This is a genomic window from Kitasatospora cystarginea (assembly GCF_039533515.1).
Lineage (GTDB): Bacteria > Actinomycetota > Actinomycetes > Streptomycetales > Streptomycetaceae > Kitasatospora > Kitasatospora cystarginea.
Genome location: NZ_BAAATR010000001.1, coordinates 82005 through 104202, shown reverse-complemented (window position 1 = coordinate 104202; position 22198 = coordinate 82005). Strand labels below are relative to the sequence as shown.

22 protein-coding genes and 1 riboswitch are annotated in these 22198 nt (G+C 73.1%); of the genes, 13 read left to right on the top strand and 9 right to left on the bottom strand.

What is annotated here, in order from left to right; translation table 11 throughout:
• The first annotated feature begins 1 nt into the window (after position 1).
• The gene (gene macS / locus ABD369_RS00460; RefSeq protein ID WP_344634108.1) at positions 2-1171 is read left to right on the top strand and encodes a MacS family sensor histidine kinase; all 1170 of its coding nucleotides are present in this window, start codon (positions 2-4) and stop codon (positions 1169-1171) included.
• A 20-nt stretch (positions 1172-1191) separates the two neighbouring features.
• Positions 1192-1836 (top strand): response regulator, encoded by a 645-nt coding sequence (locus ABD369_RS00455; protein ID WP_344634400.1) that lies wholly within the window; start codon positions 1192-1194, stop codon positions 1834-1836.
• 74 nt (positions 1837-1910) lie between these two features.
• On the opposite strand, the gene ABD369_RS00450 is transcribed toward ABD369_RS00455, so the two are convergent.
• Positions 1911-3872 carry an anthranilate synthase family protein gene (locus ABD369_RS00450; RefSeq protein ID WP_344634107.1) on the bottom strand — a complete coding sequence of 654 codons (1962 nt, stop codon included), beginning with the start codon at positions 3870-3872 and terminating at the stop codon, positions 1911-1913.
• Positions 3873-4176: 304 nt separating this feature from the next.
• Between ABD369_RS00450 and ABD369_RS00445 the strand changes: the two genes are divergently transcribed.
• Positions 4177-5523, top strand: coding sequence for a class II 3-deoxy-7-phosphoheptulonate synthase (locus tag ABD369_RS00445; protein WP_425557508.1), 1347 nt, complete (start codon positions 4177-4179; stop codon positions 5521-5523).
• A gap of 309 nt (positions 5524-5832) precedes the next feature.
• Positions 5833-6081, top strand: a complete 249-nt coding sequence (locus ABD369_RS00440; RefSeq protein WP_344634105.1) for a (2Fe-2S)-binding protein — start codon at positions 5833-5835, stop codon at positions 6079-6081.
• A gap of 13 nt (positions 6082-6094) precedes the next feature.
• Here ABD369_RS00440 and bfr read toward each other — a convergent pair whose 3' ends face one another.
• Positions 6095-6574: a bacterioferritin gene (gene bfr, locus ABD369_RS00435; RefSeq protein WP_344634104.1), complete on the bottom strand. Its 480-nt coding sequence runs from the start codon at positions 6572-6574 to the stop codon at positions 6095-6097.
• A gap of 201 nt (positions 6575-6775) precedes the next feature.
• Here bfr and ABD369_RS00430 point away from each other — a divergent pair, with 201 nt between their 5' ends.
• Entirely contained in the window at positions 6776-7405 is a 630-nt protein-coding gene (locus tag ABD369_RS00430) for a sulfite oxidase-like oxidoreductase (RefSeq protein ID WP_344634103.1), read from the top strand.
• Positions 7406-7457: 52 nt separating this feature from the next.
• On the opposite strand, the gene pknB is transcribed toward ABD369_RS00430, so the two are convergent.
• From pknB to thiO, 4 genes are all read right to left on the bottom strand, one after another.
• On the bottom strand, positions 7458-9188 hold the full coding sequence (pknB, locus tag ABD369_RS00425) for a Stk1 family PASTA domain-containing Ser/Thr kinase (RefSeq protein WP_344634102.1): 1731 nt from the start codon (positions 9186-9188) through the stop codon (positions 7458-7460).
• A 126-nt stretch (positions 9189-9314) separates the two neighbouring features.
• Entirely contained in the window at positions 9315-10133 is an 819-nt protein-coding gene (locus tag ABD369_RS00420) for a thiazole synthase (RefSeq protein WP_344634101.1), read from the bottom strand.
• A gap of 7 nt (positions 10134-10140) precedes the next feature.
• Positions 10141-10350 (bottom strand): sulfur carrier protein ThiS, encoded by a 210-nt coding sequence (gene thiS / locus ABD369_RS00415; protein ID WP_344634100.1) that lies wholly within the window; start codon positions 10348-10350, stop codon positions 10141-10143.
• Positions 10347-11510: a glycine oxidase ThiO gene (gene thiO, locus ABD369_RS00410; protein ID WP_344634099.1), complete on the bottom strand. Its 1164-nt coding sequence runs from the start codon at positions 11508-11510 to the stop codon at positions 10347-10349. Before thiO ends, thiS begins: the two co-directional genes overlap by 4 nt.
• A riboswitch (TPP riboswitch) is annotated at positions 11505-11617 on the bottom strand. (Overlaps the previous gene by 6 nt.)
• 120 nt (positions 11618-11737) lie before the next feature.
• Between thiO and ABD369_RS00405 the strand changes: the two genes are divergently transcribed.
• The 3 genes from ABD369_RS00405 to thiE all read left to right on the top strand — a co-directional run bounded on the left by ABD369_RS00405 (position 11738) and on the right by thiE (position 14015).
• The gene (locus ABD369_RS00405) at positions 11738-12922 is read left to right on the top strand and encodes an NAD(P)/FAD-dependent oxidoreductase (protein WP_344634399.1); all 1185 of its coding nucleotides are present in this window, start codon (positions 11738-11740) and stop codon (positions 12920-12922) included.
• A gap of 83 nt (positions 12923-13005) precedes the next feature.
• The gene (locus ABD369_RS00400; RefSeq protein ID WP_344634098.1) at positions 13006-13371 is read left to right on the top strand and encodes an Rv2175c family DNA-binding protein; all 366 of its coding nucleotides are present in this window, start codon (positions 13006-13008) and stop codon (positions 13369-13371) included.
• The gene (thiE, locus tag ABD369_RS00395; RefSeq protein ID WP_344634097.1) at positions 13371-14015 is read left to right on the top strand and encodes a thiamine phosphate synthase; all 645 of its coding nucleotides are present in this window, start codon (positions 13371-13373) and stop codon (positions 14013-14015) included. Before ABD369_RS00400 ends, thiE begins: the two co-directional genes overlap by 1 nt.
• A gap of 83 nt (positions 14016-14098) precedes the next feature.
• On the opposite strand, the gene ABD369_RS00390 is transcribed toward thiE, so the two are convergent.
• Complete coding sequence (locus ABD369_RS00390; protein ID WP_344634096.1) at positions 14099-15205, bottom strand: polyprenyl synthetase family protein; 1107 nt, start codon at positions 15203-15205, stop codon at positions 14099-14101.
• A 149-nt stretch (positions 15206-15354) separates the two neighbouring features.
• Between ABD369_RS00390 and metF the strand changes: the two genes are divergently transcribed.
• From metF to ABD369_RS00375, 3 genes are all read left to right on the top strand, one after another.
• On the top strand, positions 15355-16269 hold the full coding sequence (gene metF, locus ABD369_RS00385) for a methylenetetrahydrofolate reductase [NAD(P)H] (protein ID WP_344634095.1): 915 nt from the start codon (positions 15355-15357) through the stop codon (positions 16267-16269).
• Positions 16270-16365: 96 nt separating this feature from the next.
• Entirely contained in the window at positions 16366-17241 is an 876-nt protein-coding gene (locus tag ABD369_RS00380) for a hypothetical protein (protein ID WP_344634094.1), read from the top strand.
• A gap of 135 nt (positions 17242-17376) precedes the next feature.
• Positions 17377-17811 (top strand): SRPBCC family protein, encoded by a 435-nt coding sequence (locus tag ABD369_RS00375; protein WP_344634093.1) that lies wholly within the window; start codon positions 17377-17379, stop codon positions 17809-17811.
• Between the two features lie 30 nt (positions 17812-17841).
• Here the strand turns inward: ABD369_RS00375 and ABD369_RS00370 are convergent, their stop codons facing one another.
• Both ABD369_RS00370 and ABD369_RS00365 read right to left on the bottom strand, forming a co-directional pair.
• A complete protein-coding gene (locus ABD369_RS00370) occupies positions 17842-19290 on the bottom strand; it encodes a phytoene desaturase family protein (RefSeq protein WP_344634092.1) in 1449 nt (482 codons plus the stop codon).
• Between the two features lie 71 nt (positions 19291-19361).
• Complete coding sequence (locus ABD369_RS00365; RefSeq protein WP_344634091.1) at positions 19362-19988, bottom strand: DUF4126 domain-containing protein; 627 nt, start codon at positions 19986-19988, stop codon at positions 19362-19364.
• Between the two features lie 668 nt (positions 19989-20656).
• Here ABD369_RS00365 and ABD369_RS00360 point away from each other — a divergent pair.
• Positions 20657-21259: an SAV_6107 family HEPN domain-containing protein gene (locus ABD369_RS00360; protein WP_344634090.1), complete on the top strand. Its 603-nt coding sequence runs from the start codon at positions 20657-20659 to the stop codon at positions 21257-21259.
• Between the two features lie 131 nt (positions 21260-21390).
• A complete protein-coding gene (locus ABD369_RS00355) occupies positions 21391-22143 on the top strand; it encodes a methyltransferase domain-containing protein (protein WP_344634089.1) in 753 nt (250 codons plus the stop codon).
• The last annotated feature ends 55 nt before the right edge of the window (positions 22144-22198 follow it).

The following is a 22198-nucleotide window of genomic DNA, read 5'->3' as shown; positions in this document are numbered from 1 at the left end:
GATGGCGGACCACAGACCCGGCACCGGACACACGTCCGGTCCCGGCAGGGCGATCACCGCGGGCGGCATGTCGGTCGAGATGCCGGTCTGGCGCGCCATCTCCCTCTTCCGCATCCTGGCCCTCGGCTACGCGGTCATCCGCTACTTCCACTCCTACCTGCACTACCTCCACCCGGTCTCCGGCTGGATCTACCTCGGCGCGCTGACCCTCTGGACGCTCGCCAGCACCCGCGCCTTCGCCGACCCGAACCGCTGCACCCGGTACGTGCTCGCCACCGATCTGGCCGCCACCGTCACCGGCGTCGTGATGAGCGGCGTCATCGACACCCCCGCCCGGATCCACGCCGGTGCGCTGACCCTGCCGACCATCTGGGCAGCGGGCACGGTCCTCGGCTTCGCGGGCAAGGGCGGCTGGCGGGCCGCGGCCTTCGCCGGCAGTGTGATCGGCGTGGCGAACTTCGCCGGCCACGGTGGCCTCACCGGCGACAACGTGCACAACATCGTGCTGCTGCTGGTGGCCGGTTGCGCCGTCGGTTACGTGATGGAACTCGCCCGGGCCAGCGAGGCGGTCCTGGTGCGGGCCCTCCAGGTGGAGGCGGCCACCCGCGAGCGCGAGCGGCTCTCCCGTGACATCCACGACGGGGTGCTCCAGGTGCTCGCGCTGGTGCAGCGCCAGGAGGGCGACCTGGGCGACCTCAGTCGGCTGGCCGGCGAGCAGGAGCGCGCGCTGCGCACCCTGATGACCGGTGCGCCGTTGCCCCGGCAGTCCTCGGACGCCGAAGCGGACCTGCGGGCGCTGCTCGCCCCGTACGCGGACGACCGGGTCACCCTCGCGGCACCGGCGACCCCGGTACGGCTGCCCGGCCGGGTGGCCGGCGAACTGGCCGCCGCCGTCGGCGCGGCCGTCGACAACGTGCACCGCCACGCGGGCGAGCAGGCCAGCGCCTGGATCCTGGTCGAGGACGAGCCGGAGGCCGTCACCGTGAGCATCAGGGACGACGGTCCCGGCTTCCCGGCCGGGCGGCTCGGCGAGGCCGAGCGGTCCGGCCGGCTCGGGGTGGCCCAGTCGATCCGGGGACGGCTGCTGGATCTCGGCGGCACCGCCGAGCTGTACTCGGTGCCCGGCGAGGGCGTCGAGGTGGAACTGCGAGTGCCCAGGGAGGGCGAGTGACCGTCGATCAGATCCGCGTCATGGTGGTGGACGACCACCCGATGTGGCGGGACGCGGTCTCCCGGGACCTCACCGAGGCCGGTATGGCCGTGGTCGCCACCGCCGGGGACGGCGAGGAGGCGGTCCGCCGGGCCCGCGCCTCCACCCCGCAGGTCCTGGTCCTCGACCTCAACCTGCCGGGCCTGTCCGGTGTCGAGGTCTGCCGCCAGGTGCTGGGGTACGACCCGTCGGTGCGGATCCTGATGCTCTCCGCGAGCGGTGAGCACGCGGACGTGCTGGAGGCCGTCAAGTCCGGCGCCACCGGCTACCTGGTCAAGTCGGCCGGGCGTGAGGAACTGCTGGACGCGGTCCGCCGGACGGCACTGGGGGACCCGGTGTTCACCCCCGGGCTCGCCGGCCTGGTACTGGGCGAGTTCCGCCGCCTGGCCGCCGAACCCGCCGCGGCCGCCGCATCTTCGGCCGTCCCCCAGCTGACCGCCCGGGAGACCGAGGTGCTCCGGCTGGTCGCCAAGGGACTGTCGTACCGTCAGATCGCCGACCGGTTGGTGCTGTCGCACCGCACGGTGCAGAACCACGTCCAGAACACGCTCGGCAAGCTGCAGTTGCACAACCGCGTCGAGCTGGTGCGCTACGCGATCGAGCAGGGGCTGGACGACGAGATCTGACCGTACCGGCCAGGGGCCCGGGGAAGTGCGCGGCGGGTCGCCCGCGCGGTTCCCCAGCCCCCGGGCGGTGCGGCTCACACGACCGGGTTCACCTCAGCGCGCGGCTCCCCGTGCTCCCGGGCGCCGCGCAGGAGGTCGGTGACGATGGCCACGCCCTCGCGGGTGAGCACCGACTCGGGGTGGAACTGCAGGCCCGCGAAGCCGGGGCCGCGCAGGGCGTGGACGTCCCCGGTGCGGGGGTCGCGGGCGACCTCGACGCCCCGGGCGGCCAGCCGGCCGGCCTCGGCCTCGGTGCAGCGGGCGGTGAAGGTGTTGTAGAAGCCGACCGTCCGCCGGGTGCCGAAGAGGTCGACGGTCTCCTGGGCGCCCTGGTACGGGACGGCCTTGCGGGCGAGCGGCAGCCCGAGCTCGGCGGCGAGCAGCTGGTGGCTGAGGCAGACGGCGAGCAGCGGAGCCGTCCTGGTGCCCGCCCGGACGGCGGCCAGTGCGTCCGCGACGATCGGTCGCAGCAGCGCAATCTTGGGGTCGGCGGGATCGGCCGGGTCGCCCGGGCCCGGGCCGAGCACCAGCGGCCCCGGGTGGGCCGCGACCAGCGACCGCAGCCCGGGGGTGTCGAAGCGCCGGACGGTGACCCGGTGGCCGAGCGCGGTGAGCAGATGGGCGAGCATCGCGGTGAAGGTGTCCTCGCCGTCCACCACCAGGGTCTCCATCGCCTCGGTGACCTGAGCGGGCTGCTGCATCCGCAGCCAGAACGCGGCGAGGCCCCGGCGCCGGGCGTCGAGGGCGCGCTGGACCCGGTGGTCGTCGGCCAGCCGGGGCCCCTCGGAGCCGCTGGTGCGGCGGGCGGGGGCCGGGCGGGCGCCGATCGCGGCGAGTACCCCGGCCGCCTTGGCGTGGGTCTCGGCGACCTCGGACTCTGGCACGGAGTGGCGGACCAGGGTGGCCCCGACTCCGACCCGCAGCCGTCCGGTGGCCGGGTCGATGTCGGCGGTGCGGATGCAGATCGGCGAGTCCAGCTGCTGGGCGCCGCCGGCCGAGCGCCCGATCAGCGCCAGCGCGCCCGAGTAGTAGCCGCGCCCGCCGGTCTCGTAGCGGCGGATCACCCGGGTGGCGTTCTGCACCGGGCTGCCGGTGACGGTGGCCGCGAACATGGTCTCCCGCAGCACCTCCCGGACGTCCAGCGAGGTGCGTCCGCGCAGCTCGTACTCGGTGTGCGCGAGGTGGGACATCTCCTTCAGCCGGGGGCCGAGCACCTGGCCGCCGAGGTCGCCGACGGTGCACATCATCTTGAGCTCCTCGTCGACCACCATGGTGAGCTCCTCCAGCTCCTTGGGATCGTCCAGGAAGGCGAGCAGCGAGTCGATGTCGGCGCCGCCGGCCGGGTAGCGGTAGGTGCCGGAGATCGGGTTCATGACCACCGTGCCGCCGCTCTGCCGGACGTGGACCTCGGGCGAGGCGCCCACCAGAACCCGGTCCCCGGTGTGCACCAGGTACGTCCAGTAGGCACCGCGCTCCTGCTCCAGCAGCCGCCGGAACAGCGAGAGCGCGAGGGCCGGGCCGAAGTCCTCCAGCCGCGCCCGGAACTCGCGCCGGATCACGAAGTTGGCGCCCTCGCCGCGCCCGATCTCGTCCCGGACCACCCGGTGGACGATCCGCGCGTACTCGGCGTCGTCGACGTCGAAACCGCCGTCGGAGAGTGCGACCGGCAGCTGCGGCAGTGCCTGGCGCAGCTCGGCGAGCGGGAAGGCGTACTGCTCCTGGACGCGGACCGCCTGCAGCGGGGTGCCGTCGTCGTGGGCCTCGAACCCCCGTTCGCGGATCTGCCGGTACGGGACGAGGGCCAGCAGGTCGTGGCGCGGTCCGCCGTCGGGCACTCCGGAGGGCACGGGAAGCTCGGCCAAGGTCGTGTACGCGCCGACCTCGCCCAGCAGGACCTCGACGGTGTCGGGGGCCAGCCGGGGCGTGCGGCGGTGCAGCAGGGCGAAGGCCGGGGCGGCGGGGTCGGTGAGGCGGGTGAGCAGGTCGTCGAGGTGCACGGTACGGCTTCCTTCCGGTGGTCGGCAGGGCGGTGGCTGGTCCGCTCTTCCCGGAGGGCCTTCGTGCGATACGCCGACGGCCGCCCCGAGGGGCGGCCGTCGTGTCGTCTAGGGACGCGCGAGCTGTGGGCCACCCGGAGGGTCGGCCCACCACCAGCAGAGGGTGTGCGGCGCGGTCATGGGACGAGGGTAGCGGATCGGCTCCGGAGGTGATGGCGATCACCGGGAATGTCCAGATCTCGTCTCATCCATCGGGCAGCGTGCCCAAATCGTTTGCGCGACCCCGTAGCCTTGACCCGTGACCGTGACAACTGAGACAAACGGGACCGGCCAGCACAGCTGGCAGTCCCTTCCCGCGGCGCAGCAGCCTGAATGGCCGGACCAAGAGGCTCTGCGCAAGGTACTTGCGGAGCTCGCCTCGTATCCGCCGCTCGTCTTCGCCGGCGAGTGTGACCAGCTGCGCGCCCGGCTCGGTGCCGTCGCGCGCGGTGAGGCATTCCTGCTGCAGGGCGGCGACTGCGCCGAGGCGTTCGACGCCGTGTCCGCCGACCAGATCCGCAACAAGCTGAAGACGCTGCTGCAGATGGCCGCGGTGCTGACCTACGCGGCCTCGGTGCCCGTGGTCAAGGTCGGCCGGATCGCCGGCCAGTACTCCAAGCCGCGTTCCAAGTCCGTCGAGACCCGGGACGGCGTGACCCTCCCGGTGTACCGGGGCGACTCGGTGAACGGCTTCGATTTCACCCCCGAGGCCCGCATCCCGGACCCGGAGCGCCTGAAGCGGATGTACAACGCCTCCGCCGCGACGCTCAACCTGGTCCGCGCCTTCACCACCGGTGGTTACGCCGACCTGCGCCAGGTGCACGCCTGGAACCAGGACTTCGTCCGCAACTCGCCCGCGGGGCAGCGCTACGAGCGGCTGGCCAAGGAGATCGACAACGCGCTGGCCTTCATGAAGGCGTGCGGGGTGGCTCCGGAGGAGTTCAAGACGGTCGAGTTCTTCTCCTCGCACGAGGCGCTGGTGCTCGACTACGAGACCGCGCTGACCCGTACCGACTCGCGGACCGGCCACCTGTACGACGTGTCCGGCCACATGGTGTGGATCGGTGAGCGCACCCGGCAGCTGGACCACGCGCACATCGAGTTCGCATCCAAGATCCGCAACCCGATCGGCGTGAAGCTCGGTCCGACCACCACGGTCGACGAGGCGCTCACCCTGATCGACCGGCTCGACCCGGAGCGTGAGCCGGGCCGGCTCACCTTCATCACCCGGATGGGCGCCGGCAGGATCCGCGAGCACCTGCCCGCCCTGGTGGAGAAGGTCACCGCGACCGGTGCCCAGGTGGTCTGGATCTGTGACCCGATGCACGGCAACACCTTCGAGGCCGCCACCGGCCACAAGACCCGCAGCTTCGACGACGTGCTCGACGAGGTCAAGGGCTTCTTCGAGGTGCACCGCGCGCTGGGCACCCACCCGGGCGGCATCCACGTCGAGCTGACCGGTGACGACGTCACCGAGTGCGTCGGCGGCGGTGACGAGGTCCAGGTGGACGACCTGCACCAGCGCTACGAGACGGCCTGCGACCCGCGGCTCAACCGCAGCCAGTCGCTGGACCTGGCGTTCCTGGTCGCGGAGATGTACCGCGGCAACTGACGCCGGCCCTCCGCCCCGAGTCGAAGGGCGCGCCGATGCCGAAAGCGACGAGCGAGAAGCGAGCGAAGGGGGCACCCCCGGCCGGAGGCTGGGGGAGAGTGCGGGAGCGAGGAGCGTCGGCATCGGATCGGAGCGCCCGGAGGCGAGTGGGCGACTGACCGGGCGAGTGTGACGAAGGCCCCTCCGTTTTCGGTGAATCCGGGAGCGGAGGGGCTTCTTCGTCCCCGGTCCATTGGGTAAGGTGAGGCTAAGTGAGCTAAGGCAAGCCTTGGCTCTGTTCCATGAGCACGACCCCCGGGAGAGACCGCGATGTACGTCTGCATGTGCCATGCGGTCACCGAGGACGAGGTCAAGCAGCAGATCGACGGCGGGGCCAACACCCCGCGCCAGATAGCCAAGGGCTGCAAGGCCGGCACCGACTGCGGCTCCTGCGTGCGGCGGATCCAGGCGCTGCTGGGTGAGCACGGCGCGCGCCCGTGTCCGACCGCCCGGCTGGCCGCCAGGCTGGGACTGGCCGAGCCGGAGACCGGGCTGGTCGAGCCGCTGCGTGCGGCCTGAGCAGCCGGGCGGGTCAGGACTCGGGCTGCTCGATCACCTGGGCGATGTAGAGGGCCTCGCCGAGTTTCTCCACCAGCTCGAGCTGGGTGTCGAGGTAGTCGATGTGGTCCTCCTCGTCGGCCAGGATGTCCTCGAAGATGTTGGCCGAGGTGATGTCGTTCTTGGCCCGCATCAGCACGATCCCGCGCTTCAGCCGGTCGATGGCCTCGACCTCGATCTGGCGGTCGGCCTCGAACATCTCCTTGACCGTCTGGCCGATCCGGACGTGGAACAGTCGCTGGTAGTTCGGCAGGCCGTCGAGGAAGAGGATCCGGTCGGTGAGCACCTCGGCGTGCTTCATCTCGTCGAAGGACTCGTGCCGGGTGTGCTTCGCGAGCTTCGTCCAGCCCAAGCTCTCCTGCATCTTGGCGTGCAGGAAGTACTGGTTGATGGCGGTCAGCTCGGCGGTGAGCTGCTCGTTCAGGAACTCGATGACCTCTGAGTCGCCCTTCATGGCGGTGCCTTCCTGCTCATGCGTCGCACGCGAAACCCACGGCTGTGACCGCATCGTGACACCCTCTTGGGTGAGAATTCCAGTTAGTTCACACTTAGTGGCAGATGTGGTGGAACGTCCGATTTGTCCGCTATGTGGATGGCAGGGCCTCCCACCAGGGCCGCCCGCGGCGTCCGGTCCGCTGTCTGTCACCATGGAGCCATGGGTCAGCACGAACGAGAAGAGCTTCAGCCGTCTGACCCCAGGCTCCCTCCCGGCCAGCGGCTGCAACGCGGCTGGCCGGTGCTGCACTACGGGCCCGTTCCCCGGTTCAAGCCGCTGACCTGGGACTTCCAGGTCTTCGGGGCCACCGCCTCGGCCGAGAAGCACCGCTGGGACTTCGAGGGCTTCCACGAACTGCCCAGGACCACCGTGCGCGGCGACTTCCACTGCGTGACCAGGTTCTCGATGCTCGACAGCGAGTGGAGCGGCGTGGCGGCCGGCACCATCCTCGACCTGGTGCCGCCGACCCCCGACACCACGCATGTGATGGTCTGGGCGGAGTACGGCTACAGCGCCAACCTCCGGCTCGCGGACTTCGCGGACTCGCGGACGGTCTTCGCCACCCACCACAACGGCGAGCCGCTCACCGTGGAGCACGGCTTCCCGGTGCGCCTGGTCGTGCCGCACCTGTACGCCTGGAAGGGGCCGAAGTGGGTGCGTGCGGTCGAGTACATGCGCGCCGACCGCCGGGGCTTCTGGGAGGAGCGCGGCTACCACAACCTGGCCGACCCGTGGGCCGAGCAGCGCTACTCGTACCAGGAGAAGCCCGGCGACGGACCGCTGCGCTGACCGGCCGTGCGGTGGCCGCGGGCGGGTCCCCGGGGCCCGCGTCCCGGAGGGCTCAGAAGGCCGGCAGCTTCAGGGTGACCGCGGTGCCCTGAGGGGCGGGCGTGCCGGCGGCCGGGCTCTGGCTGATGACCTTGCCGGTGCCGAAGAAGTCGAGGCCACTGGTCTGGCCCTGGAAACCGGCGGCGGTCAGCGCCTTGGTGGCCGCCTCCTTCGTCAGGCCGACCACGTTCGGAACCGGAACCATGCCCTTGGAGACCACCAGCGCCACCGGGGTGTTCAGTGCCACCTGCCCGCCCGCGGCCGGGGTGAAGCTGATCACCGAGCCCTGGGGCACCGTGTCGTTGTACGTCTCGGTGACGGTGCCCGGTACGAGACCGACATCGGTCAGCGCCTTGCGGGCCTGGTCCAGCGGCTTACCGGCCAGATCGGGCACGGCGATCCGCTGCGGGCCCTTGGAGAGCGTCACCTTCACCGGATCGCTCTTGCGCGCCCGCTGTCCGACACCCGGGTCGGAGGAGACCACCTGCCCGGCCGGGACGCTCTCGCTGAACTGCTGACTGAACACGCCCTGCAGCCCGGCCTTGTCCAGGGTCTGCACCGCCTGCGCCCGGGTCTGTCCCAGCACGCTCGGCACCGTCGCGTACACGGCGCTGGAGAGGAAGTACGTCGCACCGCCGACCAGGGCGAGCAGCACGGCCACCACCGCCGTCCACACCAGTGGCTTGCGCGAGCGGCGCGGCCGGGCGGGAGGTACGTCCTGGGGTTCGTCGTACGGGCGCGGGTGGGCGAAGTCGAGCGTGGGGAGGTCGAGCACACTGGTGCGCTCCACCTGCCGCTCGACCACTGCGGTCACCTCGCCGGTGGGGTACTGCGGGGTGGTCCTGGACGAGGCCGGGGGTTCGGTGTCCAACTGCTCGGGCGTGAGCGAGCGGCGGGCCCGCTGGAGGGTGGCCAGCAGCTCGACGGCGTCGTAGGGGCGGGCCTGGGGATCGCGGGCGGTGGCCGCCGCCACGATGGCGTCGAGCCCCGGAGCGACGTTGGGCGCCACCTGCGAGGGCGGCGGGACGTCCTCGTGCAGATGGCGGTAGATCACCTGCATCGGGTTGTCGCCGATGTGCGGCTTGCCGCCGGTGAGCATCTCGTACAGCAGGATGCCGGCCGCGTAGACGTCGACCCGCTGGTCGGTCGGCGCACCGGGCTGGATCTGCTCGGGGGCGAGGTACGAGACCGTGCCGAGCACGGTGGTGGCCGAGGTGGTGTTGGTGACCGCGCCGTCCCCGCCGGAGAGCACCCGGACCAGGCCGAAGTCGGCCACCTTCACCAGGCCGCTGTCGGTGATCAGGACGTTCTCCGGCTTCACGTCCCGGTGCACCAGGCCGGCCCGGTGTGCGGCGCCGAGGGCGGCCAGCACCGGCTCCAGGACGTCCAGGGCGGCCCGGGCACTCAGCGCGCCGCGCTCGCGCAGCAGGTCGCGCAGGGTGCAGCCGGGCACGTACTCCATGGCCAGGAAGACCGTGCGGCCGTCCGCCCCCTGGTCGAAGACGTTGACCACGTTGGAGTGGGTCAGCCGGGCGACGGCCTTGGCCTCGCGGATGAACCGGGCGGTGAAGTCGGGGTCGTCCACCAGGGACGGGTGCATCACCTTGAGCGCGACCACCCGGTCGAGCCTGGTGTCGGTGCCCCGGTAGACGGTGGCCATGCCGCCGGCCGCGATGCGCTGCTCGACCCGGTACCGGCCGTCGAGCAGAGTACCGATCAGGGGAACGTGCAGCGTTGTGTCCACCAGAGGAGTCTAGGGGGTCACGTATTTGCCGTGCTGCACGCGAATTCGCCGCGGTGCGCGCGAACCCTGTCGGGGAGGCGGGCACGCCCCCACTCCCGGGGGCGTGCCGGGCCGCGGTGGCCGCCGCTAGAAGGCGGGCCGTTCGCGGTGGTCGAGGTCGGCGCGGCCGGCCATGGCGGAGGAGGCCTCGGCGTGGAAGCGGCGCGGGATGCGGCCCGCCCGGTAGGCGAGCCGGCCGGCCTCGGTGGCGTGCCGCATCGCCTCGGCCATCAGCACCGGCTCCTGGGCCCGGGTGACCGCGGAGGCCAGCATGACGGCGGCGCAGCCGAGTTCCATCGCCAGCGCCACGTCGGAGGCGGTGCCCGCACCCGCGTCCAGGATCACCGGGACGCCCGCACTCTCCACGATCAGCTGGAAGTTGTGCGGGTTGCGGATGCCCAGCCCGGAGCCGATCGGCGAGCCCAGCGGCATGATCGCCGCACAGCCGACGTCCTCCAACTTCCGTGCCAGCACCGGGTCGTCGTTGGTGTACGGAAGTACGGTGAAGCCGTCGTCCACCAAGGTCTCGGCCGCGTCCAGGAGTTCGATCGGGTCGGGGAGCAGGGTGCGCTCGTCCGCGATGACTTCGAGCTTGACCCAGTCGGTGCCGAGCGCCTCGCGGGCCAGCCGGGCGGTCAGCACGGCCTCTCCGGCGGTGAAGCAGCCTGCGGTGTTGGGAAGGATGCGAATGCCGTTGCGGGTCAGGACGTCCAGGACCGAACCGTGGGTGTTCGGGTCGACCCGGCGCATCGCGACGGTGGTCAGCTCGGTACCCGAGGCGCGCAGCGCCTGCTCCAGGACCTCCAGGCTCGGCGCACCGCCGGTGCCCATGATCAGACGGGAGTCGAAGGTGGTGCCGGCGATGGTGAACCGGTCCTTCTCGTCGTCGAGTCGGGTGTCGGCCATGGCGGCGTCAGCCTCCCTGTACGGCGGTGAGGATCTCGACGCGGTCACCCGAGTCGAGCACGGTGTCGGCCCACGCGCTGCGCGGGACGACGGTCTCGTTCAGCGCGGCGGCCACTCCGGTCGGCGCCTTGCTCAGCGCGGCCACCACCTCGGCGAGCGTGGTCGCGGACGGAATCCGGCGCGGTTCGCCGTTGACGGTGAGGGCGATCTCGTTCATGCGGGGACCTTCGTGCCGAAGCGGCTGGGGGAGAAGGGGACGGCGAGTTCGGGGACGGTGCCGGTGGTCAGGTACTCGGCGAGCAGGTCGCCCGTCACCGGGGCGAGCAGGACGCCGTTGCGGTAGTGGCCGGTGGCCGCCACCAGCCCGGGAAGGGCGGTCGGACCGAGCAGCGGGGCGTTGTCCGGTGAGCCCGGCCGCAGCCCCGCACCGGTCTCCACCAGCGGCAGTTCGGTGAGCCCCGGGACCAACTCGTGTGCGTCCCTCAGCAGTTCGTACACCCCGCCGGCGGTGACCGTGGTGTCGTAGCCCTGCTCCTCGGTGGTCGCGCCGATCACCAACTCGCCGTCGGCGCGCGGCACCAAGTAGACGTGCTTCCCGCGCACCACCGCGCGGACGTTGCGGGAGAGGAACGGTGCGTACGGCCGCGGGATCCTCAGTCGCAGCACCTGGCCCTTGACCGGCCGGATGGCCGGCAGCACGCCCTCGGGCAGACCCGGCAGCAGGTGGCTGCGGCAGCCCGCGGCGAGCACGATGCGCTCCGCGCGCAGCAGTTCGCCGGTGGACAGGCGCACGCCCGCCACCCGGTCGCCCTCGACCAGCAGCTCGGTCGCCTCGGCGGGGAGCAGCTGAGCTCCGGCCCGCTCGCAGGCCCGCACCAGGGCGGTGGAGAGCCGCCGGGGGTCCACCTGGTGATCGCCCGTCACCTGCAGTCCGCCGCGCACACCGGGCGCCAGCATCGGCTCCAGCCTGCGGCACTCGCGGCCGGTCAGCCAGTGCGACTCCAGGCCGAGCCGCTGCTGGAAGGCGTGCAGTTCGCGCAGCTCCTCGCGGTCGTCGGAGTCCAGCGCCACCGCCAGGGTGCCGGTCCGCCGGTAGCCGGTGTCCAGGCCGGTGAGCTCGGACAGCTCGGCGGTGAAGGCCGCGTACCGTTCGTTGGAGGCCATACCGAGCCGCAGCAGCGGCTCCTCGCCGTACTGGAGCTCGGTGACGGGCGCCAGCATCCCGGCCGCCACCTGCGCCGCCCCGCCGCCGTGGGCCGGATCGACCACCACGACCGCGAACCCCCGCTGGGCGGCACGCCAGGCCACGCCCAACCCGATGACACCGCCACCGATCACCAGCACGTCGGTGCCCGACCCGCTCACAACGCGTGTCAAAGCTGCTCTTCTCCCTTCGCCGGCATGACCCGGATCAGGTTCGGACGGTCGCGGGCCGCCGCAGCCCGCCTCTCAGCCCGGTGCGCCGGGCTCCCGTGATGGTCCAACCACCATAACGCCGGGCCCGGCCCGGGCCGAATGCGCCCACGGATTGCGGACAGGCCCCCGGATGCCGTCGCCCGGCTCGGTAGGGTGGCCGGGTGGCAGAGCTGAGCATCACGGATCCGATGGTCGTCGTGGGGGCCGGGATGGCGGGGGCGCAGGCGGCGCTCGCGCTGCGGCAGGGGGGCTGGCGCGGGCCGATAGCCCTGGTCGGCGAGGAACGGCACCCGCCGTACGACCGGCCGCCGCTGTCGAAGGACGTCCTGCTGGGCAAGCGCGACTCCACCGAACTGGACATCGACTGGCAGGACCTGGGCGTGGAGCTGCTGCCCGGCCGCCGGGCCACCGCCGTGGCGCCGGGCGTCCTGCACACCGACGCCGGTGAGCTCCCGTACGGCGGCCTGGTGATCGCCACCGGTGCCGCACCGATCGCCCTGCCGGGCTCGGACGGCGCGCGGGTGCTGCGCACCGTGGACGACGCGCTCGCGCTGCGGGCCGAGCTGGTGCCCGGAGCGCGGCTGGTCCTGGTCGGGGCGGGCTGGATCGGAGCCGAGACCGCGACGGTGGCGCGGCAACTGGGATGCGAGGTGACGGTGGTCGAGGCGGGCCCGGCCCCGCTGGCCGGTGCCCTGCCCACCGAGCTCGGCGCGCTGATGGCCGACTGGTACGCCGCCGCCGGGGCGGAACTGCGCTGCGGCACCGGCGTCGCGGCCGTCGAGCCGGACGCGGTCGAGCTCACCGACGGCACCCGGCTGCCCGCCGACCTGGTCGTGGTCGGCATCGGCGCCCGCCCGGCCACCGGCTGGCTCGCGGGCAGCGGCGTCGGGCTGGACGCGTCCGGCGCGATCCTGGTGGACGAGCGGCTGCGCACCGGCGCGGAGCACGTCTGGGCGGCCGGCGACTGCGTCTCGTACCCCTCGGCCCGATTCGGTACCCGGCTGGCCGTCCAGCACTGGGACCACGCGCTGCAGTCCGGCCGTGCCGTGGCCGCCTCGGTGCTGGCCACGGCACTCGGGCAGGAGCCCGCTGAGCCGTACGACCCGGTGCCGTACTTCTGGTCGGAGCAGTTCGGCCGGATGGTCCAGTACGTCGGGCGGCACGCCGGCGCGGACCGGCTGGTGTGGCGGGGCTCGGCGCAGGACCCGGCCTGGGCGGTGCTCTGGCTGCGGGAGGACCGGCTGGTCGGGATGCTCGCGGTGGACCGTCCGCGTGACGTCACCCAGGCCCGGCGACTGATCGCCACAGGCGCCGTCCTCGATCCGGCGAAGGCGGCGGATGCGTCGCTCCAGCTCAAGGCGGCGGTGGCCTGAAGGCTCCGACCTGAGCGGGACGGGCGGCGGTGCCGGGGCGGAGGTAGGTGCGCGGGGGCGCCGAGAGGTGAGAGTCTGGTGCCGTGAGTGAGATCGATCCGAAGATTGAAGCCCTGGTCCCCGCCTGGATGTACCTGCCCGACATCTCCGAGCAGTGGGGTGTCCTGGTCACCGAGGTCCGCAACCAGGTGAAGGCGGGCCACCTGGTGGCGGTCCGGCGCGGCGAGAACAAGGCGCTCCAGGTGCCCGCCGCGTTCATCGACACCGACGGCCCGGTCAAGCACCTGGTCGGCACCCTGACCGTGCTGCGGGACTGCGGGTTCAACGACGAGGAGATCCTCGAGTGGATGTTCACCGAGGACCCGTCGCTGCCCGGCAGCCCGATCCAGGCCCTGCGGGAGAACCGGGGCACCGAGGTCAAGCGCCGCGCCCAGGCGATGGCGCTCTGATGGCGGACGTCCGTACCCGGCTGGCGGACGCCCGTCTCTACCTGTGCACCGACGCCCGGCGCGAGCAGGGTGACCTGCCAGAGTTCCTGGACGCGGTACTGGCGGGCGGCGTGGACATCGTCCAGCTCCGCGACAAGGGCCTGGAGGCCCGGCAGGAGCTGGAGTGCCTGGAGATCATCGCCGACGCCGCCCGGCGGCACGGCAGGCTCTTCGCGGTCAACGACCGCGCCGACGTCGCGCACGCCGCCCGCCCGCACGTGCTGCACCTCGGGCAGGACGACCTACCGGTACCGGCGGCGCGGGCGATCCTCGGCGACGAGGTGGTGATCGGACGGTCCTGCCACGCCGAGTCCGAGGTGGACGCGGCGATCGTCGAGCCGGGCGTGGACTACTTCTGCACCGGCCCGGTCTGGCCCACCCCCACCAAGCCCGGCCGTCCCGCCCCCGGGCTCGGCCTGGTCTCGTACGCGGCCAAGGCCGTCACCGACCGCCCGTGGTTCGCGATCGGCGGTATCGACCTGTCCAACCTGGACGAGGTGCTCGCGGCCGGCGCCCGGCGGATCGTGGTGGTCCGGGCGATCACGGCCGCCGAGGACCCGGGCGCGGCGGCGGCGGAGCTGGCCCGCCGCATCCGGGCGGCCTGACGTCCTTCGGGCCGGCGGGGCACGCGGTGCCCGCCGGCCCCGCCTCCGGGGCGTGCCCGACAGCCCGCGCCGCCCCGGCGGCGTCAGTACTTGCGGACGGTGGCCGCCTCGGCCAGGGCGAGCAGGGCGGCGCGGGCCGGGCCGCCGGACAGCGGGGCGGCGTCGAGGGCGTCGAGGGACTGCCGCATCAGCTCCGCGATCCGGTCCTCGACCAGCTCGGCCGCGCCGCTGCGCTCGACCAGCCGGCGCAGTTCGGGGATCTCCTCGGCGGTCAGGTCGGGAGCGCCGAGGCGCCGGTCCAGCCGGCGGGCGTCCGCGGCGCCGAGACCGCGCATCGCGTGCGCGATCAGCAGCGTCCGCTTGCCCTCGCGCAGGTCGTCACCGGCCGGCTTGCCGGTGACCGCCGGGTCGCCGAAGACGCCGAGCAGGTCGTCGCGGAGCTGGAACGCCTCACCCAGCGGCAGCCCGAACTCCGAGTACGCGGTGAGCACTTCGGGTCCGGCCCCGGCCAGCAGGGCACCGATCTGGAGCGGGCGCTCGATGGTGTACTTGGCCGACTTGTAGTGCAGTACGGTCCGGGTGCGGGCCAGCGCGCCCTCGTCCGTGGAGTCCCCGGCGACCGGCTCCAGCACGTCCAAGTACTGACCGACCATCACCTCGGTGCGCATCAGGTCGAAGACCGGCTTGGCCGCCAGCACCCGCATCGAGGGCAGTCCGGAGCGCAGGAAGAGCTCGTCGCACCAGATCAGCAGCAGGTCGCCGAGCAGCACCGCCGCCGAGGCGCCGTACTGCTCGCGGTCGCCGCGCCAGCCGCTGCTGCGGTGCAGGGCCTCGAAGCGGCGGTGCACCGAGGGCAGGCCGCGCCGGGTGTCGCTGCGGTCCATCAGGTCGTCGTGCACCAGGGCGCTGGCCTGGAGCAGCTCCAGCGCAGCGGCCGCCCGCGCGATGGACGGGTCCTCAGATGCGCCGCCCGCGCCGCGCCAGCCCCAGTAGCAGAAGGCCGGCCGCAACCGCTTGCCGCCGTCCAGCAGGAACTCGCGCAGCGCCTCGGTGACGGGCAGCAGCTGGGCGGAGATCCCGGAGAGCAGTGCGGACTGCCCGTCCATGAACTCCGCGAGGGCCGCGTTGACGCGCTCGCGGACGGCCTCCACGGCTATGGGGTCGACCGACTGGCTGCTGGACGAGGGCACGAGGAACTCCGGATCACTGGGGTGACAATCAGACTAACGGGAGGACCGCCCGAGCCCGCCATCAAGGGCTTCCCCCGCCTTTCCGACCGGCGTCTCAGTTGGTGGACAAAAACTGTCAGGCCCTTCGCCGCGCCCGCTAACCTGCCAGCATGGCACTTGGCATCTCCTCCACCAGGACCGACCGCGCCCAGACGGTCCACGACCTGCTGGCGGCCGGGGATCGTTCGTTCTCCTTCGAGTTCATGCCCCCGCGCAGCGAGGACGCCGAGCGCCGCCTGTGGGACGCGATCCGCCGCTTGGAACCGCTCAACCCCAACTTCGTCTGCATGACCTACGGCGCCGGCGGCTCCTCCCGGGGCCGCACCGTCGACATGGTCGGCCGGATCGCCACCGAGACCACCCTGACCCCGGTCGCCCACCTCACCGCCGTCGACCACTCGCTGGCCGAGCTGCGCAACATCATCGGCCACTACGCGGACCAGGGCGTCCGCAACGTCCTCGCCGTCCGGGGCGACCCGCCCGGCGACCCGCAGGGCGAGTGGGTCCGCCACCCGGAGGGCGTCACCTACGCGTACGAGCTGGTCGAGCTGATCAAGGGCATCGGCGACTTCTGCGTCGGCGTGGCCGCGTTCCCGCAGATGCACCCGCGCTCGGACAGCTGGGACGACGACATCCGGCACTTCGTCCACAAGGTCCGCGCGGGCGCCGACTACGCGATCACCCAGATGTTCTTCGAGGTCGAGGACTACCTGCGGCTGCGCGACCGGGTCGCCGCGGCCGGCTGCGGGGTGCCGATCATCCCGGAGATCATGCCGGTCACCAACATCCGGCAGCTGGAGCGCTTCCCGCAGCTGTCCGGGTCGGACTTCCCGGAGGACCTGAAGCGCCGCTTCGAGGCCGTCGCCGACGACCGGGAGGCGGTGCGCGCCATCGGTATCGAGCACGCCACCGCGATGTCGGAGCGGCTGCTCGCCGAGGGCGCTCCCGGCCTGCACTTCATCACCCTGAACCACTCCACCTCGACCCTGGAGATCTACCAGAACCTCGGTCTCCACCAGCGCTGAGCCGGCCGCCCTCGGCCGGTCCCGGCGATGTGGGTCCGGGGCCGCCGAGCAGGTACAGTCGCCCGCACACGCGCGGTTCGCGACTGGAGGTAGCGGATGGGCATCGGATATCTGGTGCTGTACGTCGCGCTGGCGCTGGTGGCGCTCTGGTTGCTCGCCGAGCTGCTGCTGCAGAGCCGCGCGCCGCTGCACTGGCGGGCCCTCGCGCTGGTCGGTTTCCTGGGCGTGGTCGCCGGGATGCGGCTCGGTTCGGTGGTGGTGATCGGAGCCGGTGCGGCGGCCTTCGCCCTCGGCCAGGTCTTCGTCACCCGTGCGGTCAAGCAGGGCAGCGTCTCGGCCTGGTCGCTGCGCGGCAAGGACGGTGCTCTGCCGGGCCCGCTCGCCCGGATCCCGCTGCTCAGCGCCGCCACCGGCGGTGCCGCCGTGGCCGCCGCCGCGGCGGTGCAGCAGGTGGGCGAGGTCGGGCCGATCGAGGAGGCCGCCCCGCTCGCGCCGGTGCCCGCGCCCCGCGACCCGAGCCCGTTCGAATCGGTACCGTCCGATCCGGACCCCTTCGATCCGGACGCCTTCGATCCCTACGGACAGTCGGCCGCGTACTCGCCGTACGGGCAGATGCAGGAGATCGGCGACGCCAGCGTGTACGTCGAGCCCTTCCAGCCGACCGAACCGTACCCGGTCGGCGCCTACCAGCCGCAGCCCGCCGAGCCTGCCCCGTACGCCGACCAGCACTGGCCGCAGCAGCCCGGGTACGGGTACGGGTACGACCAGTCCTACCAGGCGTACCAGGCATATCAGGATCCGTACGGCCAGCAGCACCAGCAGCCCCAGTACCAGGACGGCCAGCAGCACCAGCAGCCCCAGTACCAGGACGGCCAGCAGCAGTACGCCCAGCCCTGGGAGTACCAGCAGCCGCAGGCCGTGGAGCAGTCCGGCTACGGCCACAATCCCTGGGGTTACCAGCAGCAGGGCTGAGGCCGGGGTCGTTCGGGGAGTGCCGTCCTGCCCCCCGTCCGAACCGTTCGGCTCCCCTGACGACGAACCCGTGACCGATCGGGTGGTCGGGCCGTAGGCTGGTCGGGTTGACGCATCGTCAGTCATGCGCCGGGGGTGCCTGTGTCCCATGCCGTCACGGTCGAGGTCGCGGCTTCGCCCGCGCGGGTCTGGCAGGTGCTGGCGGACGTCGAGCGCCGGCCCTCGTGGACCGCCACCGTCTCGGAGGTGCGCCGGCTGGAGGAGGGTCCGTTCGGCGTCGGCAGCACGGTGCGGATCCGGCAGCCCAGGCTCCGCCCGGCCGTCTGGCAGGTGACGGTGTACGAGGTCGGCCGCTGCTTCGTCTGGCAGAGCGGTGCCCCGGGTGTACTGACCGTAGCCGAGTACCGGATCGACCCGCGGACGGCCGGCGGTGCGGACGTCACGCTGACTCTCGGCCAGTTCGGTCCGGCGGCCCCGGTGATCGGCGTGGTCTACGGGCCGCTGACCCGCCGCTACCTGGCCATCGAGGCGGCCGGCCTCAAGCGGGCCGCCGAACAGCCGCCTCCGTGAGCCCGGGCGCCGGTGCCGGGGCGTGTGCCGTCAGGCCGGGCCGATCCCGGCGGCCGTGATCGAGGCGGACATCCCGGCCCTGGCCAGGCCCCCGCCGGGGTGGACGGTGGCGCCGATCAGGTACAGGCCCGGGATGCCGGAGTCGTTCGGCGGGTTGAGGAACCGCCCGTCGGCCCCGGCCAGCGACGGGGGGAGCAGGGCGGCGGTCGGCGGCAGCACCTCGCGCCACAGCACCCGTTCGCGCAGATCGATTCCGGTGGCCGCCAGGTGGTCCAGCAGATGGTCGGCGTACGCCTCGAAGTCCGGTGCTAGCTCGGCGAGTTCGTCCGGATCGGGCACGGTGACGGTGAGCGTGGCGGCCTCGTGCGCGTCGTCCGGGCGCAGCGTCGGATCGTCGGGCCGGTGCACCTGCACCGTGGGGTACTCGGGCAGCCCGGGGCGCTCGAAGACCCGGTCCAGTTCGCGCTCCAGGTCCCGGGCGTGCACCACCGTGCGGTAGGCCGTGCCGGCCGGGCGCGCGCCCCGCAGGGCCAGCAGAACGGTGAGCCGGCCGGTGGAGGGGCCCTCGCCGAACTTGGGGTCGAGGCCGGGCACGATGCCGCGCCGGGCCAGGGTACGGGCGTCGACCGCCGAGAGCACCAGATCCGCCTCGAAACGGCGCTCCCCGGCCGCGACCCCGCGGGCACTGCCGTCAGCCACCAGCACCTCGGTGACCGGAGTGTCGAAGTGGAACTCCACCCCGCGCTGCTCGCACCGCCGGTACACCGCCTCGGCCAGCGCCCGGTTGCCGCCGGTGACGTACCAGACGCCGAAGGACTGCTCCATGTACGGCAGCACGCTGGCCCCGGCCGGCGCCTCGTCGGGGGAGAGGCCGAAGCGCAGTGCGTACTCGTACAGCAGCGCGGTCAGCCCGGGGTGACCGCCGAGCTCGCGTTGGGCGACGTCGGCGAGGGTGCTGGTGCGGCGGGAGAAGCGGGCCAGTCCGCGGCGCGGCGGCGCCGGGTACGGATCGGTGCGCAGCGGACCGGGGTCGGCCGGCAACGGCTCCTCCAGCAGTGGCCGCCGGGTGGCCTCCCAGACCGTGCGGGCCCGGTTCATCACCTCGCCCCAGCGCTCGCCCGACCCCGGGCCGAAGGCCTCGTCCAGGGCCTGGGCGACCCCGCCGCGCGAGGCGTTGGGCAGCAGCAGGTCCGTACCGTCCGGGAAGAGGTGCCGGCTCTCCGGTGCCACCGGCGCCAGCTCGACCAGCTGCTCCAGCGGCTCGCGGCCGGACTTCAGCGCGAGGTCGCGGTAGACGGCGGGCAGCGTGAGCAGCCCGGGGCCGGTGTCGAAGGAGAAGCCGTCCCGCTCGTAGCGGCCGAGCATCCCCCCGTACGTCCCGCTCGCCTCACAGACCGTCACTCGGTGTCCGAGGGTGGCCAGCCGGGCGGCGGCGGCCAGTCCGCTGATTCCTGCGCCGATGATGACGATCCGTGCCATGGGACCTGATCCTAGGTCTTGCCCGGCGGCTCCTTCCGGCTCCGTCCCTCGGCGGTCGGTGGCCGGGCGGTTCAGGGGCGTCCCGCGCCGAGCGGCTGGGGCTGCCGCGCGGCGGTCCGCTGTGCCTTTCGCTCACGGCGCCGCTGGCGGAATGCGCGGATCCGGGAGACGGCGAACCAGACCAGCACCACGCCGACCACCAGCAGGACCGCGGCGATGGACGCGGCGAACCACGGGTGGAAGATCGCCAGGGTGACCAGGCCGGCCACCGAGAGATCCTCGACCAGGCTGACGGCGATGTTGCTGGCGGGCTCCGGAGAGGTGTTGACGGCCATCCGCAGTGAGGCCTTGATGAGATGACTGACCAGCGCCGTCGTACCGCCCACCGCACCGGCCGCCACCTCGCCGAGCGAACCCGGGTGGGCGCTGGCCAGCAGCGCGGCCACGGTCGCACCGGCGATCGGGCGGATCACGGTGTGGATCGCGTCCCACACCGTGTCCACGTACGGGATCTTGTCGGCGACCGCCTCGCAGAGGAACAGCACGGTCGCGGCGACGAGTACATCGGTGCGCTCCAGCACCGGCGGCACCGACTCCGCCCCGGCGAAGCGTCCGAGCAGGCCGAGCAGCATCACCACGGCGTAGGCGTTGATCCCGCTCGCCCAGCCGCTGGTGAAGATCAACGGGACGATGCCCACTTTCGCGATCCCCCTTGGAACCCATGTCCGACGTTCGGGCCACACCGTATCGGGACGCACGGACGGCCCGGGTTCTCAGGACGCCGCCGGGTGCCGGCCGGTTCCAGCCCGCCGGGCGGTCGCCGGGAATTGAGTACGGATACTCAGTTCCCGACTTGAGTACCCGATCGGATGGCCTCCGACCTGCGGAAACCGGCATAGTTACGGCATCGGGACGACGGCCTTCGAACAGGCGGCGCCCGGTGGCGGTTCCGGGTCCATCGGCCGTGTGGGGCAACGATGCGGCCCGCTGCGGAGCCGTGTGAACCGGCCGGACGACGGCCGCGCACCGCCGGTACGGGGCGGCGGAGCGGGGTCGTGGGGAGGGCGGCCGGTGGGGGGAGTGCCGGGGGGAGTACCGGGCAGTGCCGGGCCGTAGCGCCGGGTGCGTCCGGTTGACGGGCGGGGCGGTTCCGCACGGCAGGCCGACGGGGGAGTCGGGGCGGCCGGGCGGGACCGCCCTTGCCGTTGTCCGCCGGGCCGCGGGCGGTGACCGGATCCGTGCGCTCCTCGGGGACCCGGCGGAGCCTGTGCGGACGAAACGGCAGACGGATTGTCAGTGGTGCCGTTCAGGATGGAATCGCACGGGCCACCCGGCCCGCGCCACCCGCTTCGGACCGGGGGATGCCATGACCATCAGCCGTCCTGAGACCATCACCCACCGCCCAGCCGCCGACCCTCGTAGCCCTGCGCCCCAGAACCCTCCGGCCCAGAGCCCCGCGCCACAGAGCCCCGCAGCGCAGGGTCGGGGCGCCGACATCCACCCGGTACTGCGCCGGGCCGCCGCCCCGCCCGCCGCCCTGGACCTGCTGCGCCAGGCGGACCTGACCCTCGTCCGTGCCCGCCAGTACGAGGACCCGCTGGAGCGGTACGCCGCCGCGCACCTGGCCGCGCTGCGCGCCACCGCGGCCGTGCTCGCCGTGCGCGGGCGGCCGGAGAAGAACCCGCGCCGCCGGCGGGCCATCCGCAGCGCCTGGGACGTGCTGCCCGAGGTCGCCCCCGAACTCGCCGAGTGGGCCGTGTACTTCGCGGCCGGTGCCCGCCGCCGGGCCGCCGCCGAGGCGGGTATCCGGGGTGCGGCCGGCCCGCGCGACGCGGACGACCTGATCCGCAACACCGCGCTCTACCACCGCATCGTGCAGCGCCTGCTGGGCCTGTACCCCGAGCCGCCGGCCCGGCCGCCGAACCTCGACCGCCGGGCCGCCGCGAAGGAGGACGACACGCGGCGCTAGCTGGTCGCGGGCGGGTCCGCGCCGCGGACGCCTCGTGCAGCCGATGTGGCCGGGGTGGGACGGGATTGCGCAGGGGCCGGGCGGACTAAGGTGGGGGCATCAGCGAACCCCCGCCACGAGGAGCTCCAGTCTTGTACCCGACGCGTCCCCGCAGCGCCCTGCGTACCGCCGTGGTGTGGGAGGTGGTGAAGACGGCCCTGGAAGGCCGGGCCGCCGAACTGGACCAGCCGGTGCTGGACGTGCTCGACACGGGCGGTGGCACCGGCAACTTCGCCGTGCCGGTGGCCCGGCTGGGCCACCGCGTGACGGTGGTCGACCCGAGCCCGGACGCGCTCTTCGCGCTGGAGCGCCGGGCCGCCGAGGCGGGCGTCACCGACCTGGTCCGCGCCGTCCAGGGCGACACCCAGACCCTCCCCGAGGTGGTCGACCCGGCCAGTGTGGACGCGGTGCTCTGCCACGGCGTCCTGGAGATGGTGGACGACCCGGCCGAGGCGCTCGGCAACCTCACCGCGACGCTGCGCAAGGGTGGACTGGTGAGCCTGCTCGCGGCCAACCGCAACGGCGCCGTGCTGGCCCGTGCCCTGGGCGGGCACTTCACCGAGGCCAGGGCCGCCCTGGACGCCGCCGACGGCCGCTGGGGCGAGCAGGACCCGATGCCGCGCCGCTTCAGCGCCGAGGAGCTCGGCCGGCTGGCCCGCGCCGCTGGCCTGCGGGTGGACTCGGTGCACGGCGTACGGGTCTTCGCCGACCTGGTCCCCGGGGTCCTGGTGGACACCGAGCCCGGCGCGATGGAGGCGCTGCTCAAGCTGGAGCAGGCTGCGGCCGGGGAGCCCGCGTTCCACGCCGTGGCCACCCAGCTGCACCTTCTCGCCTCGCTCGCCTGACCATTCGACCGCAACCGCGAAGGATTCCTTCGTTCCGGGCACTTGTCCAGGCGCT

What these genes read in the sequence shown, in the direction of transcription:
- ABD369_RS00440 (WP_344634105.1), top strand. Translation starts at nt 5,833, where the DNA reads ATGTACGTCTGCATGTGCCATGCGGTCACCGAGGACGAGGTCAAGCAG.
- metF (WP_344634095.1), top strand. Translation starts at nt 15,355, where the DNA reads ATGGCACTTGGCATCTCCTCCACCAGGACCGACCGCGCCCAGACGGTC.
- macS (WP_344634108.1), top strand. Translation starts at nt 2, where the DNA reads ATGGCGGACCACAGACCCGGCACCGGACACACGTCCGGTCCCGGCAGG.
- ABD369_RS00420 (WP_344634101.1), bottom strand. Translation starts at nt 10,133, where the DNA reads ATGGCCGACACCCGACTCGACGACGAGAAGGACCGGTTCACCATCGCC.
- ABD369_RS00430 (WP_344634103.1), top strand. Translation starts at nt 6,776, where the DNA reads ATGGGTCAGCACGAACGAGAAGAGCTTCAGCCGTCTGACCCCAGGCTC.
- thiE (WP_344634097.1), top strand. Translation starts at nt 13,371, where the DNA reads ATGGCGGACGTCCGTACCCGGCTGGCGGACGCCCGTCTCTACCTGTGC.
- ABD369_RS00360 (WP_344634090.1), top strand. Translation starts at nt 20,657, where the DNA reads ATGACCATCAGCCGTCCTGAGACCATCACCCACCGCCCAGCCGCCGAC.
- ABD369_RS00405 (WP_344634399.1), top strand. Translation starts at nt 11,738, where the DNA reads ATGGTCGTCGTGGGGGCCGGGATGGCGGGGGCGCAGGCGGCGCTCGCG.
- bfr (WP_344634104.1), bottom strand. Translation starts at nt 6,574, where the DNA reads ATGAAGGGCGACTCAGAGGTCATCGAGTTCCTGAACGAGCAGCTCACC.
- ABD369_RS00455 (WP_344634400.1), top strand. Translation starts at nt 1,192, where the DNA reads ATGGTGGTGGACGACCACCCGATGTGGCGGGACGCGGTCTCCCGGGAC.
- ABD369_RS00380 (WP_344634094.1), top strand. Translation starts at nt 16,366, where the DNA reads ATGGGCATCGGATATCTGGTGCTGTACGTCGCGCTGGCGCTGGTGGCG.
- thiS (WP_344634100.1), bottom strand. Translation starts at nt 10,350, where the DNA reads ATGAACGAGATCGCCCTCACCGTCAACGGCGAACCGCGCCGGATTCCG.
- ABD369_RS00370 (WP_344634092.1), bottom strand. Translation starts at nt 19,290, where the DNA reads ATGGCACGGATCGTCATCATCGGCGCAGGAATCAGCGGACTGGCCGCC.